The following is a 15,951-nucleotide window of genomic DNA, read 5'->3' as shown; positions in this document are numbered from 1 at the left end:
ATTTAAAATGGCAGTAGATTTACTACTAGGACTACAATGGGGAGACGAAGGCAAAGGAAAAATTGTTGATGTTCTTACCTCCAACTACAATATTATTGCACGTTTTCAAGGTGGACCAAATGCTGGGCATACGCTTGAATTTGATGGCATAAAACATGTTTTAAGAACTATTCCTTCAGGAATTTTCCATAAAGAATCAACCAATGTTATTGGTAATGGAGTGGTTATAGATCCTGTGGTTTTTGCTAAAGAATTAGAAGGTCTAAACCAATTTGATATCGATTATAAAACCAAACTAATTATTTCCAGAAAAGCACACGTTATTCTTCCAACTCATAGACTGTTAGATGCGGCCAGCGAAGCTTCAAAAGGAAAAGCTAAAATTGGTTCTACTTTAAAAGGTATTGGACCAACTTATATGGATAAAACTGGTAGAAATGGTATTCGAGTTGGCGATTTAGAATTATCAGACTGGAAAGATAAATATCGTGCGCTTGCAGACAAGCATGAAGCTATGATAAAATTCTACAATGTTGATGTCCAATACAATTTGGACGAAATGGAAACTGAATTTTTTGAAGCAGTGAAAGTTTTAAAATCTTTAAAATTTATAGATTCTGAAGAATATTTATATCAAGCTCAAAAATCTGGAAAATCTATCTTAGCTGAAGGCGCTCAAGGCTCTTTATTAGATATTGATTTTGGAACATACCCTTTTGTTACTTCAAGCAACACAACAGCGGCTGGAGCTTGTACAGGCTTAGGTGTAGCCCCAAATCAAATTGGCGAAGTATATGGCATTTTTAAAGCCTACACAACTCGTGTTGGTTCCGGACCTTTCCCTACCGAATTATTTGACGAAGTTGGAGAGAAAATGGCTAAAATTGGTAATGAATTTGGAGCAGTTACCGGTCGTGGGAGACGTTGTGGTTGGCTAGACTTAATTGCTTTAAAGTATGCTTGTCAGGTAAACGGTGTGACTAAATTAATGATGATGAAAGGCGATGTGCTTTCAGGATTCAAGTCGTTAAAAGTATGTACAGCTTATAACTATAAAGGTGAAACTATTACTCATCTACCTTATAATATTGAACCCGAAAATCTAAAACCTATTTACACAGAATTTAAAGGTTGGAAAGAGGATTTAACTAAAATGACAGAAACGTCTCAATTCCCGAAAGAATTAAACGACTACATAGCGTTCCTTGAAAAAGAATTAGAAATCCCTATCCATGTGGTTTCGGTTGGGCCAGATAGAAAACAGACTATTTTTAGGTAACTACTCTACAAAATTATATCATTAGACCTTTCATGTTATTTAATCTGAAAGGTCTTTTCTATTAAAAATATCCTAATGCAATACAACAGTACATATTAATCATTATTTTTGTACAAAATTTAAAATGTTGCAACAACCAAGTCAGAACTTACTTAGCTTTTTCTTTTGCCTTTTATTCTTAGGGCTTTCTTTTGCCCAAGAACAAAAACGTATAGAAATTAAATACTCTGGATTTCTCGAGTTTAAAGAGGAAGAGGCACCTGGATTAAAAGTCATGACCAGAGACGATTCGCAACAAATTCATGTCCTTCATGAAGGTGTAAATATGTATTGCGATCAAGCGTTACTTTATAGCAACGAGGATTTTATTGAAGCTTATGGAAACGTAAAAATGATTCAGGGAGACACTATTAATATGACTGCCAAATATTTAGAATACAGCGGTAAAACCAAATTAGCTTTTGCCAGTGGAAATGTTATTCTTACTGAACCAAATTCGACCTTAACCACAGACACCTTATATTTTGATCGGGCTAAACAACAGTCTTACTATAAAAGTGGTGGTCAAGTAGTTCGTGATTCTTCAGGAACTATTACAAGTAGAATTGGACGTTACTATATGGATGCAAAAAAATACCAGTTTGTAAATAATGTGGTTTTAACACATCCTGATTATAAAATCAATACCAATCATTTAGATTTTTATTCAGAGAGCGGCTATGCTTATTTATATGGTCCTTCAACTATAGTAACCGATGAGAGTAAAACCTATTGCGAAAAAGGTTTTTACGATACTGAAAACAAAACAGGTTATGGCATTAAAAAAACTAAGATTGAATACGACAATCGTGTGTTTGAAGGTGATAGCATGTACTTTGATAACACAAGAAGTTTTGCTTCGGCAACCAACAATATAACAGTTACAGATACCATTAATAAAAGTATTATTAAAGGGCATTATGCCGAAGTTTACAAAGAGAAAGATTCTGTTTTTATAACTAAAAGAGCTCTGGCTATTTCAGTTCAAGAAAGAGATTCTGTTTATATACATGCAGACACCTTAATGGTTACAGGGAAACCAGATAATAGAATTACTAGAGCCTTCAGAAATACCAAAATGTATAAATCTGATATGAGTGGGAAAGCAGATTCCATTCATATTAATCATCAAACAGGCTTAACGCAACTTATCAACCTTTCTAGATTGGCGCCAAAAGATGCTTTTGCTGTTAAAAGAAGACCTATAATTTGGAATTTAGAAAATCAAATAACAGGAGACACCATTCATATTCAATCAAATCCTAAAACCGAAAAACTGGATTCATTAATTGTTTTTTATGATGCCTTTCTAATAAGCAAAGACACGATTAGTGAAGATGGCTATAATCAAATTTTAGGAAAAAGACTTATTGGTTTGTTTGACGATGAAAACAATTTAAATCAAGTCGATATCATAAAAAATGCTGAATCCATCTTCTATGCCAGAAACGAAGAACAAGAACTTATTGGTATAGACAAAGCTAAATCCGGAAGTATTTCCATCTTTTTTGCCGATGGCCAAATTGAACAATACAACCGTTATAATCAAGTTGATGCGAAAACCTATCCTGAAGATGATTTCCCAAAGAATGCTAGAAAATTAAGAGGTTTCGATTGGCGAGATGAAGAAAGACCAAAAAGTGTAGAAGACTTATTTAGCGACGATCCACCTTTAAATTTACCAAAAATTAAAGGCCTAGATGATTATGTGCCTCAAGAAGAGTTTTTTGATGAAAGTATGATTGGGCGTATTGAAAAAGCAGAAAAATCTGAAGAACCCAAACCAAACAAAGATGTAAAAAAGGGCGTAGACAACACTAAGAAAAAGCGATCGAAAGCTGCTAGACATGTTCCTCAAGCAATTATGGATAGTATGCAACTTAAAAAAGATAACAAAAAACCCATGATTAAAGAATCTGGTAACTAAAATGGCTGTAGATTTCTTAAAATATCAGGCACAAACTTCTCCTCATCCATTGGCAATGAAAGTCTCTCATGCCAAAGGTTCTTATATTTATGATATAGACAATAAAGCATATCTAGATTTTGTTGCAGGGGTTTCAGCATGTACTTTAGGTCATGGTCACCCAAAAGTAGTTTCAGCCATCAAAGACCAATTAGACAAGTATTTACATGTTATGGTTTACGGCGAATATATTCAAGAACCTGCAGTAGAACTCACAAAATTATTAGCCAAACATTTACCTAATAATCTAGAAAAAACTTATTTAACCAATTCAGGTACCGAAGCTATTGAAGGCGCTTTAAAATTAGCAAAGCGTGCTACTGGCAGAAGTGGTATTATTTCAGCCAAAAACGCCTATCATGGAAATACTATGGGCTCGATGAGCGTTATGGGTTTCGAAGAGCGTAAAAGGGCTTTTAGACCTTTGTTACCCGACGTGTCGTTTATTGAATTTAATAACGAAGATGATTTAAGAAAAATCACTAAGAAAACAGCCTGTGTGATCTTAGAAACCATACAAGGTGGAGCCGGATTCATAGAGCCTAAAGATCATTATTTAGAAAAAGTAAGAGAACGCTGCGATAAAGTTGGAGCGCTATTAGTTTTAGATGAAATTCAACCAGGAATTGGTAGAACTGGAAAATTATTCGGTTTTGAACACTATAATTGTGTACCAGATATTCTAGTTACTGGAAAAGGTTTAGGTGGAGGTTTGCCAATAGGAGCTTTTACAGCTTCAGCAAAATTAATGGATCTTTTACAAGACAATCCTAAGTTAGGACACATTACAACTTTTGGTGGACATCCAGTAATTGCTGCTGCAGCCTTAGCTACTTTAAAAGAAGTTACTAAAAGCAATTTAATAGCTGAAACTCTTGAAAAAGAACAACTTTTTAAAAAGCATTTGGTTCATCCTTTAATTTTAGGCATTCGAGGAAAAGGGCTCATGCTCGCAATTATAACACCTTCGGCTGAGATTACAAATGAAATTATTCTAGGCTGTCAAGACGAAGGACTCATCCTGTTTTGGTTGCTTTTTGAACCTAAAGCCATTAGAATAACACCTCCATTGACCATTTCTAAAGAAGAAATCATAGAAGGCTGCAAAATAATCCTAAAAGTTTTAGATAACATTCAAGAAAAACACAGCCAATCAAACCTCTGATAATCAACTAGAAAACACCAATTTCGTCTAAGATGTTGATTACTTTGTTAAAAAGATTTGACCAGTTTTATCATAAAAATCAAATAGTACGTTACATTTAGTACTGTTAACCATATAAATGTGCTTATGGAGTTTAGTCCCAACAACAATAATAATTTACCTCTTACAAAGTTTGAGTCTATGCTGAAAACAAATCATGTGTTGTTTTTCGACTCGGAAGAATTTGAGAATATTATTCATCATTACCTAACCTTAGGTAAGATTTCGCTTGCCAAAAAAGCAATCAAATTAGGACTACAACAACATCCAGACTCTACTAATTTAAAACTTTTTAGAATTGAAATTTATGTTTTTGAAGACAAGCTTAATGAGGCAGACACATTACTTAATGAATTATACGAATTAGAGCCTCACAATGAAGAAATCTATATTCAAAAAGCCAATATTTTTTCTAAAAAGGATAATCACAAAAAAGCCATTCATGTTTTAAAAAAGGCATTGGAACTAACAGAAGACAATCAAGATATTTATTCATTAATAGGTATGGAGTATTTGTTTCTAGATAAGTTTGAGGAGGCCAAATATTATTTCATGAAATGTATGGAAGAAAATCTAGACGATTATTCTGCCTTATATAACATGATATACTGTTTCGAGTTTTTAAATCAATATGATGAAGCCATAGAATATTTAAATACGTTTTTAAATAAAAACCCATATTCTGAAGTTGCCTGGCATCAATTGGGGAAACAATATTACGCCCTAAAAGAATATGAAAAAGCATTAACTGCTTTCGATTTTGCAATTATTTCAGACGACACCTTCATAGGTGCATACCTTGAAAAAGGAAAGGTTTTAGAAAAACTAAAACGTTATGAAGATGCCCTAGAAGCTTTTTCATTAACCCTAAAATTAGATGATGCTACATCATTTGCCCTATTAAGGATTGGGCATTGTTATGAAAAATTGGGTCAAGACGAATTAGCTATTCAATATTACACTAAAACCATAAAAGAAGATCCTTTATTAGACAAAGGCTGGACTGCTATTACTAAGTTTTTTAATAAAAAAGGGGATTTTAAAAAATCTCTTTATTATATAAATAAAGCTATCAATATCGATTCTGAAAATGCCATTTACTGGAAGCTATATGCACAATTAAATTTTAGATTAAACTTTCTAGAAGAAGCCGAAAGAGGTTACAAAAAAGCTCTAGAATTAGGCAACTACGAATTAGAAACCTGGCTGGTAAGAGGAGATATTTTACTAAAGCTTGGTGAACCAGAAGCAGCAGTATTCAATTTACTTCAAGCCTCAGAGTTTTATCCAGAAAATGCTGAAATTGAATATCGCTTAGCTGGCTTATACTTTACATTAAACGAAACTGAAAAAGGAGAATATCACTTGAAAAATGGTTTGCGATTTAATATTGAATATGCTTTTATTCTAGAAGAGCTTTTTCCTAAAGTCTATAAAAAACGTCAAATTAAAACCTTGCTTAAAACTAAACAATAGTAAAACGTGTAATTTAATTTATATACCTTTGGCTTCTATATAATAAATCAAGCATGCAAAGACGTTTTAAAGACTATTTCCTTATAACACTAAAAGGCGTTGCCATGGGTGCAGCAGATGCTGTCCCTGGAGTTTCTGGAGGAACTATCGCACTTATCTCTGGTATTTATGAGGAGCTTATTTCTACTATAAGCAATGTAAATATTTCTCTTTTAAAAATACTTCGGAAGGAAGGTTTAAAACCCTTTTGGAAAGCACTAAATGGTAATTTTATTCTAGCGCTTTTAATTGGTATTTTAACCAGCTTCGCCTCTTTTATGAGGTTAGCAAAATATTTAATTGAACAACATCCCATTTTAATCTGGTCCTTCTTTTTTGGACTCATCATTGCCAGTATTTTCTTTGTTGGAAAACAAATTAACAAGTGGAGCATATCTACTTTTGTTGCTTTAATTGTTGGTGCTTTTATAGCCTATTACGTAACAACCTTACCTTCCATGGCAAGCAACAGCAATCCATTGTTTTTATTTATTGCTGGATCCATAGCTATTTGTGCTATGATTTTACCAGGAATATCAGGTTCATTTATTCTAGTAATTCTCGGAGCCTATAAAACCTTAAGCGACGCCATACACGATTGGGATTTTAAACGCATAGCCATTTTTGGCTTGGGAGCCATAGTTGGTTTATTAAGTTTTAGTCGCGTATTAAAATGGCTTTTTAAGCATTATTACAATACAACTTTGGCTTTATTAACAGGGTTTATTATTGGCTCGTTAAATAAAATTTGGCCATGGAAACAATCGATTACAGTTTTAAATGATACCACAGGACAGGCTGTAACTTTTTCTGAAATCTCAAACTTAGGAACGCTTTCAGTTTACCAACAACAAATTAACGATTTCGAATCCTATAAAATTGTAACAGAAGAAAGTGTTTGGCCTTTTGTTTATTCCACTATAAACAATGGTGTTAATTCACAATTAAACTTAGCAATTGTACTTATTATTGTTGGTTTTTTAACTATTTTTATTCTTGAAAAAGTAGGCAGTAAGAAAGCATAATGCAAAGTACCAGAACATTTAAAGATAAACTGTTTTTAGTCTTAAAAGGACTTGGCATGGGAGCTGCTAATAAAGTTCCTGGTGTGTCTGGAGGTGTTGTCGCTTTTGTTGCAGGTTTTTATGAAGAGTTTATTTATTCCTTACAGAAGGTTAATGGAAAAGCATTTAAACTTTTTATAAACGGTCGTTTTAAAAGCTTTTTTCAATACATAAATGGTCGCTTTTTAAGCTTATTATTCTTAGGAATGATTGTAAGCTATTTTAGCATATCAAAAATATTAGATTATTTAATTAAACACTACGAGCTATATATTTGGAGTGTGTTTTTTGGAATGATAATCGGTTCCATCTATTATATAAGTAAAGATTTTAAAGACTGGAACTACAAAACATATCTATCTTTAATTATAGGAATTATTCTAGGTCTAGGCATTAGTTTTTTAGATCCAGCCACAGAAAACGACAATCTATTGTTTGTGTTCTTTTGTGGTATAATAAGTGTTTCAGGAATGACATTACCTGGTTTTTCTGGTTCATTTATTTTAATTCTTTTAGGCAATTATGTTTTGCTCTTGGTCGATTCCGTAAATGCGCTTTATGATACATTTGCTGAAATAATAACAGGTGATTTTAGTTTTGTAAACAATTTAAAACGCATTAGAATGCTAAAGGTTCTAGCTGTGTTTACAATAGGCTCTGTCGTTGGGCTGGTTACTTTTTCACATATTTTAAATTATATTTTAAAACATTATAAGAGCATTACTATTTCTACAATTATTGGCTTTATTATAGGATCTCTTGGAGTGGTTTGGCCTTGGAAAAAAACTCTTTTTAAAACTCAAGCGGATGGGCAATTTATTTTAGATTCTACTGGAAATAAAATTATAGAAAACTATACACGTTACATTCCTGAACTTCATATTGACACGTATTTAGCTATTGGTTATATTATTCTGGGAATAGTTATTGTTTTAGCTTTGGAAAGCTATGGAAAAAAAACTAGGAAAATAAATGAATAAATTTGGACTTATTGGCAAAAACATTTCCTATTCTTTTTCTAGGGAATACTTTAAAAAGAAATTTAAAGATGAAGATATAATGAATACTTCATACGAAAATTTTGATCTTCAAAACATTAATGAATTTCCAGAAGTTATAAATAAAAACCCCACTTTAAAAGGTTTAAATGTCACCATTCCTTATAAAGAATCAGTCATTCCATATTTAGATAAATTAAATAAAAAAGCAAAAAAAATTAGAGCAGTCAATACCATTAAAATTTCAAAGAAAGGGAAACTTACTGGCTATAATACAGATTATTTTGGGTTTAAAAAATCGTTAGAACCTCATCTTAAATCTCATCATAAAAAAGCTCTTATTTTAGGAACAGGTGGAGCTAGCAAAGCCATAGCTTATGCTTTAAAAAAATTAAATATTGAAATCGCTTTTGTTTCAAGAACTCCTTCAAAACAAACAAATTTTAGCTATACATTATTAACAGAAAACGACATAAGGAATTATCAAATAATTATTAACTGCACACCTTTAGGCACACATCCTCATATGGATGATTGCCCAGAAATTCCATATCAAGCAATAACAGACAAACACATTCTCTTCGACTTAATTTATAATCCAGAAGAAACCAAATTTCTTCGGTTTGGAAAAGCAAAAAATGCAACCACCATCAATGGATATCAAATGCTAATTTATCAAGCAGACAAAGCTTGGAGAATTTGGAGTTCTTAGTTTTAAATATAAAAACAAACGAAGCCTTTGTTAATACTGCAGTTGTTATTATCTTTAACGCTAAAGTATATAATTACGAACCATAACATTTTACAAAAATGTCAGAGCAAGATAACCTGCAAGAAGCAGACGGAAAGAAAGAAGTAACAGTTTCAACAGAAATCATAGAGGATTCAACTACAACAAAACAAGACGTTATAGAAGAAATTGAAGATACAGAAACAGACGATAAAGTAATTTCTGAAATAGAGGAATCTAACGCTGAAGATGCTGAAGACGAAGGAAATATAGACAGACATAGTATCGCAAAAAAAGACTATGAAAAAATGTCTATAGGTGAACTTGCTGAGGAATTAGAATATCTGGTAAATAATAAAAAAGTACAAGCTATAAAATCTCATGTTGAAGAGATTAGAAGCGAATTTAAATCAAAATTTAGCTCACTTTTAGACGAAAAGAAGGAAGAATTCTTAAATGAAGGTGGCAACGAAATAGATTTTTTCTACTCCAACCCTATTCAAACACGTTATAAAGATGCCATCAAGGAATATAGAACCAAACTAAACGCTCATTATAAAAGTTTAGAAAAAAGTTTGAAAGACAACTTAGCCGAAAGACTTGAAATTATTGAAGAGATAAAAGGCTTAATTAATGTTGAAGAAAACATAAATACCACATACAAATACTTTAAGGAATTACAGGAAAGATGGCGAAATGCTGGACCAATTCCAAGAGACAAATACAATAACGCCTGGAATAGCTACCATCATCATGTAGAGATTTTTTACGATTTTCTTCATTTAAATCGCGACTTAAGAGATTTAGATTTTAAGCACAATCTGGAGCAAAAAGTAAAAATTATTGAACGTGCAGAAGAGTTGGCACAAGACAACGATTTAAATCGTGCATTTAGAGAACTGCAGGTGTTACACAAAATGTGGAAAGAAGAACTTGGACCAGTTGATAAAGTATATAGAGAAGAAATTTGGAAGCGCTTTAAAGCGGCTACAAAGAAAATTCACGACAAACGTCAGGTATATTTTGAACAACTTGATAAAGAATACGAAAAAAACCTTGAGACCAAGCAAGCAATTATTGATCAAATAAAAGATTTAGGAGAAAAAGGGTCAAAAACTCATAATGAATGGCAGAAAAAAATTAAAGAAATTGAAACGCTAAGAAACAATTTCTTTGAAGCTGGAAAAGTACCAATTAAAGTAAATGAAGCTACTTGGGCTGCCTTTAAAACTGCTGTTAGAAGCTTTAATAAAAAGAAAAATACCTTTTATAAAGATTTAAAAAAGGATCAGTATGATAATCTTCAGAAAAAACTGGACTTGATTAAAATTGCGGAAGAGAATAAGGACAGTGACGACTTTGAAACTACAACGTCTTTGATGAAAAAAATTCAAAGCGATTGGAAGAATATTGGTCATGTTCCTAGAAAAAATAGCGACAAAATTTGGAATCAGTTTAAAGCTGCCTGCAACCATTATTTCGATAAATTACATGCAGCCAAGAACGAAGCTAATAAAGAAGAGCTAAAAGCTTATGAGCTAAAAGTAAAGCTACTTGAAGACATTAAAAATTTAGAATTTTCTGGCAATAAAGAAACCGATTTAGAAACTATAAAAAGTCACATAGATAAGTGGAAAGCTCTTGGCAATGTGCCTTCAAACAAAAGATTTATTGAAGGGAAGTTAAATAAAACGCTTGATGCTAGCTTTAAAAGTTTAAAATTAAACAAAACAGAAGCTGAACTTATTAAATTTGATAACAAACTGGAAGTGTTAAACAACGCTGAAGATTCTAGACACTTAGATAACGAACGTACTTTTATAAGTAAAAAAATAAATGAAGTAAAAAGCGAAATCAATCAGTTGGAGAATAATTTACAGTTTTTCACTAATGTAGATGAAAGTAATCCCTTAGTAAAAGATGTTATAGACAACATTCAAAAGCATAAGGACAACTTAGCTCTTTGGAAAACAAAGTTAAGCAAGATTAAGAAGTTATATTAAAACCATAAGTTACCTAAAGCATTAAATCCTATTTGCATGAAATAAGTAAAACTTATTCGACAAATAGGATTTAATCTAACTAAACTAACTAAACAGTTATTTTTTTCCCAACAAAAAAATAACCTACTTTTTTTTGAATGACTTTATAAAAGGTAAGAATTTAAGCTATTAATCTACTACTTATGAAATATAAAAATGTCATTCAATTACTATATATACGCATAGAAATTTCATTTGGATTTCAAAACCTAAAAAAATCGTCTTATTTAACATCTTTTTCCCAAAAATTAAAGCAATTACATGTTTTGTGAATGTTTCGCTTCTTCCCAAAAATTGAAGTAATTGAAAATCACAGATTTTCTAATTACATGTTTTGTGAATGTTTCGCTTCTTCCCAAAACACATCCATTTCAGAAAGTGTCATGTCTTTTAACTCCTTATTTAAAGATTTAGCTTTGGACTCTAAGTATTGAAATCGGTTAGAAAACTTCTTATTGGTTCTTTCTAAGGCATTTTCAGGATTAATTTTTAAAAACCTAGCATAATTCACTAAAGAAAACATAACATCTCCAAATTCGTCTTCCATAGCTTCTTTATTTCCTTTTATTACTTCTTCTTTAAATTCATTCAACTCCTCCTCTACTTTTTCCCAAACTTGGCTTGGTTCTTCCCAATCAAAACCAACTCCAGCTACCTTATCTTGAATTCTACTAGCTTTTACCAACGCAGGCAAACTTTTTGGAACACCTTCCAAGACACTTGTTTTTCCTTCTTTTAGTTTTAATTTCTCCCAATTTCGCTTGACGTCTTCTTCATCTTCAACAACAACATCACTATAAATATGTGGATGTCTTGAAACTAACTTATCACAAATGCTGTTACATACATCGGCAATATCAAAATGCTTGGTTTCACTTCCAATTTTAGAATAAAATACTATATGCAATAATACATCTCCTAATTCTTTTTTTACCTCTTCTAAATTGTTATCCAAAATAGCATCGCCTAACTCGTATATTTCTTCAATGGTAAGATGTCTTAAGCTTTCCATGGTCTGCTTTCTATCCCAAGGACATTGCTCTCTTAACTCGTCCATAATAGTTAATAAACGGTCGAAAGCTTTTAGTTGATTTTCTCTAGAATTCATTTGTTGTATTTTTTATAAAATTACAATTTTAATACAATTGACTCAGTTTCTAAAACAAAAAAATCCAGCGATTATGCTAGATTTTTTTGTTTGTTTTTATTGAAAATCAATGTTATTCTTCTTCGTCTGAAACATTTGTTGCTACGTCAAAATCTAACATGTTGTGTTTTTGAAGTAAGTTGTACCATTGAATTACTTTCTTAATATCACTAACATATACGCGATCTTCGTCGTAATCTGGTAAAATCTCAAAGAAATATTCTTCTAATTTATCTTTACTGTCTTTATGACTAACAGGTGTTTCTTTGCTATTTTCTTTTTCTTTAATTTTACCAAGCACCTCACGTAAAGGCACTTCTTCTGTTAAAGTATAAATTGCTATTTCGCTTAATACACTAACATTTTGATGAATGTTTACTGACAATCTTTTATTATCTAATAAAGATTCTGCAATAAAACCACCACGTGTTTGGGTAATTAATTTATATAATCCTGGTTTTCCAGAAATGGCTAAAACTTTTTCTAAACTCATAATTACTTTTTAAGGAGCGCAAATATGCTACGTTTGTTATACTAAAACAAATATTATCGTTTCTTTTTTTGATTAGGAAAACGCATTCTATAATCTATACTTATTTTCCCTTTGGAAATGTTTACTAGTTTCCCTTTTATTAAACGTTTTTTTAATGCTGAAAGCTTGTCTGTAAATAAAACACCTTCAATATGATCGTACTCATGTTGAATAACACGTGCAATTAAACCACTAAACGTTTCTATATGTTTTTCAAAATTTTCATCTAGATATTCTATCGTAATAATAGGCTTTCTAAACACGTCTTCCCTTATATCCGGAATACTTAAACAGCCTTCGTTAAAAGCCCATTCATCACCTTCTTCATTTGTTATTTTAGCATTGATAAAGGTGCGTTTAAAACCTTTTAACTCTTCTTGCTGTTCAGGAGACAATTCTTCATCTTCAGAAAAAGGAGAAGTGTCCACAATAAACATTCTTATTGGTAATCCAATTTGAGGAGCAGCTAATCCAACACCAGAAGCGCCATCCATGGTCTCATACATATTATCAATAAGTTCCTTTAGATTTGGATAGTCTTTAGGAATCTCTTTGCATAATTTCTTTAAAACAGGATCGCCATAAGCTACAATAGGTAATATCATTTTATTATTTTTGATAAATTCTCTGCAAAAATACAATCTTTAATTAAGATACATAAAAAAACTCCTTTTATTAAAAAGGAGTTTTTAGTTTAAATATATAAAAAGATTATTAGCACATTTTACTTTTATCGGCAACAAAGAATAAATCTACTTCGCCTTTTAATTTTGAATTAATTTTTGCATTTAAGATGTCTCTCTTTTTAGCAACAACTTCATTTGTTGAATCCATACTTAAAGTATCTACATTTAAAACTACTTCAGTTAATTCTGGAAGTGTTTCTATTGGAGCTTGCGCAGTGGCATTTAAAGTACTAAAAAGGGCTACAAAAATTAAAATCAAAAATGGTTTCATGTCTTATTGTTTAATTGTGACAGGGCAAATATATGTTCGACAAACGGTATTAAAAGAATAAACTTGTTGAAAGCCAACGTATAATCGTTGACAAGATAAAGACATGTATTTCATCGATAAACGTACTACCCATGAACCTTAACAATTGGTTTTTTATCGATATTATAACTTAGTGCTCAAATAGTTCTTATATAATTACTCAAAAATACAAGCATTTTTAAGTTTCATAATCTAATGTTTACTAAAGCTTTAGTGTATTACCAATTTAGTCACGTTGATACATTTATACATAAAAAAAACTCCTTTTAAGATAAAAAGGAGTTTTACTTATATTATATACTAAAAACTGTTATTTCATAATAACCACTTTTTTAGTTGTACTAGAAGAACCAGCTTCAATTTTAAGTAAATAAACACCGTTTGCCAAAGAAGATACATCTAATTGTTTTCTATTAAGGTTATCAATTTGAATATTAAGAACCTTTTTTCCTGTAATATCGAACATACTTGCAGTTCCATAAACATAAGAATTAAAAACAAGATGAAAGTTATTTCCTGTAGTCATCGGATTAGGAAAAACTCTTGTGGCGCTAATTACTTGATTTACCTGTTCTATTGAAAGAGTTTCGGCTGATAAGTTTCCATTGGTGTATTCGCATGTGCCAAATCCAAAATCAGCAGTAAACGGATTGAGATCTGAGAGTACATCCCCAGAAGTCAAATTGTAAATTGAATAACCACTTTCGCAAACTGATAATGTAAATTCACTAGGTCCAACTGAAACAGTATTTGGCCTATCTCCACAAACCATCCCACCAGCATCATAAAAGAAATATAAAGACGAACCGTTTGTAAAGCCTGTTGGAGGACAAGATTGTGAGTAAGACGAATGATTAAAAGAAAATATTGCCACAACAGACAATACTAATAAGTAGTAATTTTTCATAAGTATAAGTTTGGGTTAGTAATAAAGCAAATATATACTTGTGAAAAATCCGTATAAAAAAATTTAGATATGCTGAGATGTATAAACGTTGAATTAACAATATTTACAAAAAACACCGATAAAATACATGTTTTAAATTAGTTTTTCAGCTTTAACCTACTTAGAATATAGGTAACTTTGAAGAATTAATGTCGCACTAATCTCATCAACTAAGGCTTTATTTTTACGTTTCTTTTTAGACAGCCCACTATCTATCATGGTTTGAAATGCCATTTTGGAAGTAAACCTCTCATCAACTCTTTCAATTGGAATTTTTGGAAAGACTTTTTTTAATTTTTCTATAAATGGAAGAATCAGCGCTTCGCTTTCAGAAGGTTCATTGTTCATTTGTTTGGGTTCTCCAACTACAAACAATACCACATGTTCTTTAATTATATAGGTTTTTAAAAAAGCTATTAATTCTGAAGTAGCAACGGTTTCAAGTCCAGATGCAATAAGTTGCAGCTCATCTGTTACTGCAAGCCCTGTTCTTACTTTTCCAAAGTCTATAGCCAAAATTCTTCCCATATAGCAAAGTTAACATTTAAAAAGAAAAGATGGAGCAACTCTGAGATTTTTCATTTTTAGAAATCAATATAAAGACATATATTTTGAAGGATTAGACTTTAAAGGTTTCAATTATAGAGTTATCTTTGCGAAAATACTTTCAAATTAATATGAAACAACTACAGCAAATTATAGAAAATGCTTGGAACGACCGAAGCTTATTAACTGACAATATAACCATAGACAGCATTAGAAGTGTTATAGACTTACTTGACGAAGGCACTTTACGAGTTGCTGAACCAACCAATAAAGGCTGGCAAGTTAACGAATGGGTTAAAAAAGCTGTAGTCTTGTATTTTCCAATTCAAAAAATGGAAACTTTTGAAGTTGGTATTTTTGAATATCACGATAAAATTCCTTTAAAAACAGGTTATGCAGATAAAGGCATTCGTGTGGTACCTCATGCAGTTGCTAGACATGGAGCTTATATTTCAAAAGGTGTGATTATGATGCCTAGTTATGTAAATATTGGAGCTTATGTAGATGAAGGCACCATGGTAGACACATGGGCAACCGTTGGAAGCTGTGCTCAAATTGGAAAAAATGTGCATCTTTCTGGAGGTGTTGGAATTGGTGGTGTTTTAGAACCATTACAAGCGGCTCCAGTAATAATTGAAGATGGTGCTTTTATTGGCTCACGTTGTATTGTTGTTGAAGGGATACGTATAGAAAAAGAAGCTGTTTTAGGAGCCAATGTTGTTTTAACCATGAGTACAAAAATTATAGATGTTACAGGAGACAAGCCAGTAGAAACTAAGGGTGTAATTCCTGCACGTTCTGTGGTAATTCCTGGAAGTTATACTAAAAAATTTCCTGCTGGAGAATTTCAAGTACCATGTGCATTAATTATTGGAAAACGTAAAGAAAGTACAAATAAAAAGACGTCTTTAAATGATGCTTTACGTGAATATGATGTGGCTGTATAG

15 protein-coding genes are annotated in these 15,951 nt (G+C 31.6%); 9 read left to right on the top strand and 6 right to left on the bottom strand.

Annotated features, from left to right (window positions below):
* Positions 1–7 precede the first annotated feature (7 nt).
* The 8 genes from OS191_RS03995 (at position 8) to OS191_RS03960 (ending at position 10,798) form a co-directional block, all read left to right on the top strand.
* On the top strand, positions 8–1,279 hold the full coding sequence (locus OS191_RS03995; RefSeq protein ID WP_267154426.1) for an adenylosuccinate synthase: 1,272 nt from the start codon (positions 8–10) through the stop codon (positions 1,277–1,279).
* A gap of 124 nt (positions 1,280–1,403) precedes the next feature.
* Entirely contained in the window at positions 1,404–3,245 is a 1,842-nt protein-coding gene (locus OS191_RS03990; protein ID WP_267154425.1) for an OstA-like protein, read from the top strand.
* Between the two features lies 1 nt (position 3,246).
* The gene (locus OS191_RS03985; protein ID WP_267154424.1) at positions 3,247–4,449 is read left to right on the top strand and encodes an aspartate aminotransferase family protein; all 1,203 of its coding nucleotides are present in this window, start codon (positions 3,247–3,249) and stop codon (positions 4,447–4,449) included.
* A gap of 126 nt (positions 4,450–4,575) precedes the next feature.
* On the top strand, positions 4,576–5,964 hold the full coding sequence (locus tag OS191_RS03980) for a tetratricopeptide repeat protein (protein WP_267154423.1): 1,389 nt from the start codon (positions 4,576–4,578) through the stop codon (positions 5,962–5,964).
* Positions 5,965–6,017: 53 nt separating this feature from the next.
* A complete protein-coding gene (locus tag OS191_RS03975) occupies positions 6,018–7,028 on the top strand; it encodes a DUF368 domain-containing protein (RefSeq protein WP_267154422.1) in 1,011 nt (336 codons plus the stop codon).
* Entirely contained in the window at positions 7,028–8,047 is a 1,020-nt protein-coding gene (locus tag OS191_RS03970) for a DUF368 domain-containing protein (RefSeq protein ID WP_267154421.1), read from the top strand. Before OS191_RS03975 ends, OS191_RS03970 begins: the two co-directional genes overlap by 1 nt.
* Complete coding sequence (locus OS191_RS03965; protein WP_267154420.1) at positions 8,040–8,777, top strand: shikimate dehydrogenase family protein; 738 nt, start codon at positions 8,040–8,042, stop codon at positions 8,775–8,777. Before OS191_RS03970 ends, OS191_RS03965 begins: the two co-directional genes overlap by 8 nt.
* 98 nt (positions 8,778–8,875) lie before the next feature.
* Complete coding sequence (locus OS191_RS03960) at positions 8,876–10,798, top strand: DUF349 domain-containing protein (protein WP_267154419.1); 1,923 nt, start codon at positions 8,876–8,878, stop codon at positions 10,796–10,798.
* 364 nt (positions 10,799–11,162) lie between these two features.
* On the opposite strand, the gene mazG is transcribed toward OS191_RS03960, so the two are convergent.
* The 6 genes from mazG to ruvX form a co-directional block, all read right to left on the bottom strand.
* A complete protein-coding gene (gene mazG / locus OS191_RS03955) occupies positions 11,163–11,945 on the bottom strand; it encodes a nucleoside triphosphate pyrophosphohydrolase (protein ID WP_267154418.1) in 783 nt (260 codons plus the stop codon).
* Positions 11,946–12,057: 112 nt separating this feature from the next.
* Positions 12,058–12,477, bottom strand: a complete 420-nt coding sequence (locus tag OS191_RS03950) for a DUF5606 family protein (protein WP_267154417.1) — start codon at positions 12,475–12,477, stop codon at positions 12,058–12,060.
* Between the two features lie 53 nt (positions 12,478–12,530).
* The gene (gene def / locus OS191_RS03945) at positions 12,531–13,121 is read right to left on the bottom strand and encodes a peptide deformylase (RefSeq protein ID WP_267154416.1); all 591 of its coding nucleotides are present in this window, start codon (positions 13,119–13,121) and stop codon (positions 12,531–12,533) included.
* 109 nt (positions 13,122–13,230) lie between these two features.
* Positions 13,231–13,473 (bottom strand): hypothetical protein, encoded by a 243-nt coding sequence (locus tag OS191_RS03940; RefSeq protein ID WP_267154415.1) that lies wholly within the window; start codon positions 13,471–13,473, stop codon positions 13,231–13,233.
* A 349-nt stretch (positions 13,474–13,822) separates the two neighbouring features.
* The gene (locus OS191_RS03935) at positions 13,823–14,419 is read right to left on the bottom strand and encodes a T9SS type A sorting domain-containing protein (protein WP_267154414.1); all 597 of its coding nucleotides are present in this window, start codon (positions 14,417–14,419) and stop codon (positions 13,823–13,825) included.
* Positions 14,420–14,575: 156 nt separating this feature from the next.
* Positions 14,576–14,986, bottom strand: coding sequence for a Holliday junction resolvase RuvX (ruvX, locus tag OS191_RS03930; protein ID WP_267154413.1), 411 nt, complete (start codon positions 14,984–14,986; stop codon positions 14,576–14,578).
* A 149-nt stretch (positions 14,987–15,135) separates the two neighbouring features.
* On the opposite strand from ruvX, the gene OS191_RS03925 reads away from it, so the two are divergent.
* On the top strand, positions 15,136–15,951 hold the full coding sequence (locus OS191_RS03925) for a 2,3,4,5-tetrahydropyridine-2,6-dicarboxylate N-succinyltransferase (RefSeq protein ID WP_267154412.1): 816 nt from the start codon (positions 15,136–15,138) through the stop codon (positions 15,949–15,951).

The organism is Xanthomarina sp. F2636L, from assembly GCF_026410195.1.
GTDB lineage: Bacteria > Bacteroidota > Bacteroidia > Flavobacteriales > Flavobacteriaceae > Xanthomarina.
This window is presented reverse-complemented; position numbering and strand designations above follow the sequence as displayed.

Excerpts from the sequence above, each read along its gene's own strand:
- ruvX (WP_267154413.1), bottom strand. The coding sequence starts at position 14,986 with ATGGGAAGAATTTTGGCTATAGACTTTGGAAAAGTAAGAACAGGGCTT.
- mazG (WP_267154418.1), bottom strand. The coding sequence starts at position 11,945 with ATGAATTCTAGAGAAAATCAACTAAAAGCTTTCGACCGTTTATTAACT.
- OS191_RS03925 (WP_267154412.1), top strand. The coding sequence starts at position 15,136 with ATGAAACAACTACAGCAAATTATAGAAAATGCTTGGAACGACCGAAGC.
- OS191_RS03985 (WP_267154424.1), top strand. The coding sequence starts at position 3,247 with ATGGCTGTAGATTTCTTAAAATATCAGGCACAAACTTCTCCTCATCCA.
- OS191_RS03970 (WP_267154421.1), top strand. The coding sequence starts at position 7,028 with ATGCAAAGTACCAGAACATTTAAAGATAAACTGTTTTTAGTCTTAAAA.
- def (WP_267154416.1), bottom strand. The coding sequence starts at position 13,121 with ATGATATTACCTATTGTAGCTTATGGCGATCCTGTTTTAAAGAAATTA.
- OS191_RS03965 (WP_267154420.1), top strand. The coding sequence starts at position 8,040 with ATGAATAAATTTGGACTTATTGGCAAAAACATTTCCTATTCTTTTTCT.
- OS191_RS03940 (WP_267154415.1), bottom strand. The coding sequence starts at position 13,473 with ATGAAACCATTTTTGATTTTAATTTTTGTAGCCCTTTTTAGTACTTTA.
- OS191_RS03935 (WP_267154414.1), bottom strand. The coding sequence starts at position 14,419 with ATGAAAAATTACTACTTATTAGTATTGTCTGTTGTGGCAATATTTTCT.
- OS191_RS03960 (WP_267154419.1), top strand. The coding sequence starts at position 8,876 with ATGTCAGAGCAAGATAACCTGCAAGAAGCAGACGGAAAGAAAGAAGTA.
- OS191_RS03980 (WP_267154423.1), top strand. The coding sequence starts at position 4,576 with ATGGAGTTTAGTCCCAACAACAATAATAATTTACCTCTTACAAAGTTT.
- OS191_RS03990 (WP_267154425.1), top strand. The coding sequence starts at position 1,404 with ATGTTGCAACAACCAAGTCAGAACTTACTTAGCTTTTTCTTTTGCCTT.
- OS191_RS03950 (WP_267154417.1), bottom strand. The coding sequence starts at position 12,477 with ATGAGTTTAGAAAAAGTTTTAGCCATTTCTGGAAAACCAGGATTATAT.
- OS191_RS03975 (WP_267154422.1), top strand. The coding sequence starts at position 6,018 with ATGCAAAGACGTTTTAAAGACTATTTCCTTATAACACTAAAAGGCGTT.
- OS191_RS03995 (WP_267154426.1), top strand. The coding sequence starts at position 8 with ATGGCAGTAGATTTACTACTAGGACTACAATGGGGAGACGAAGGCAAA.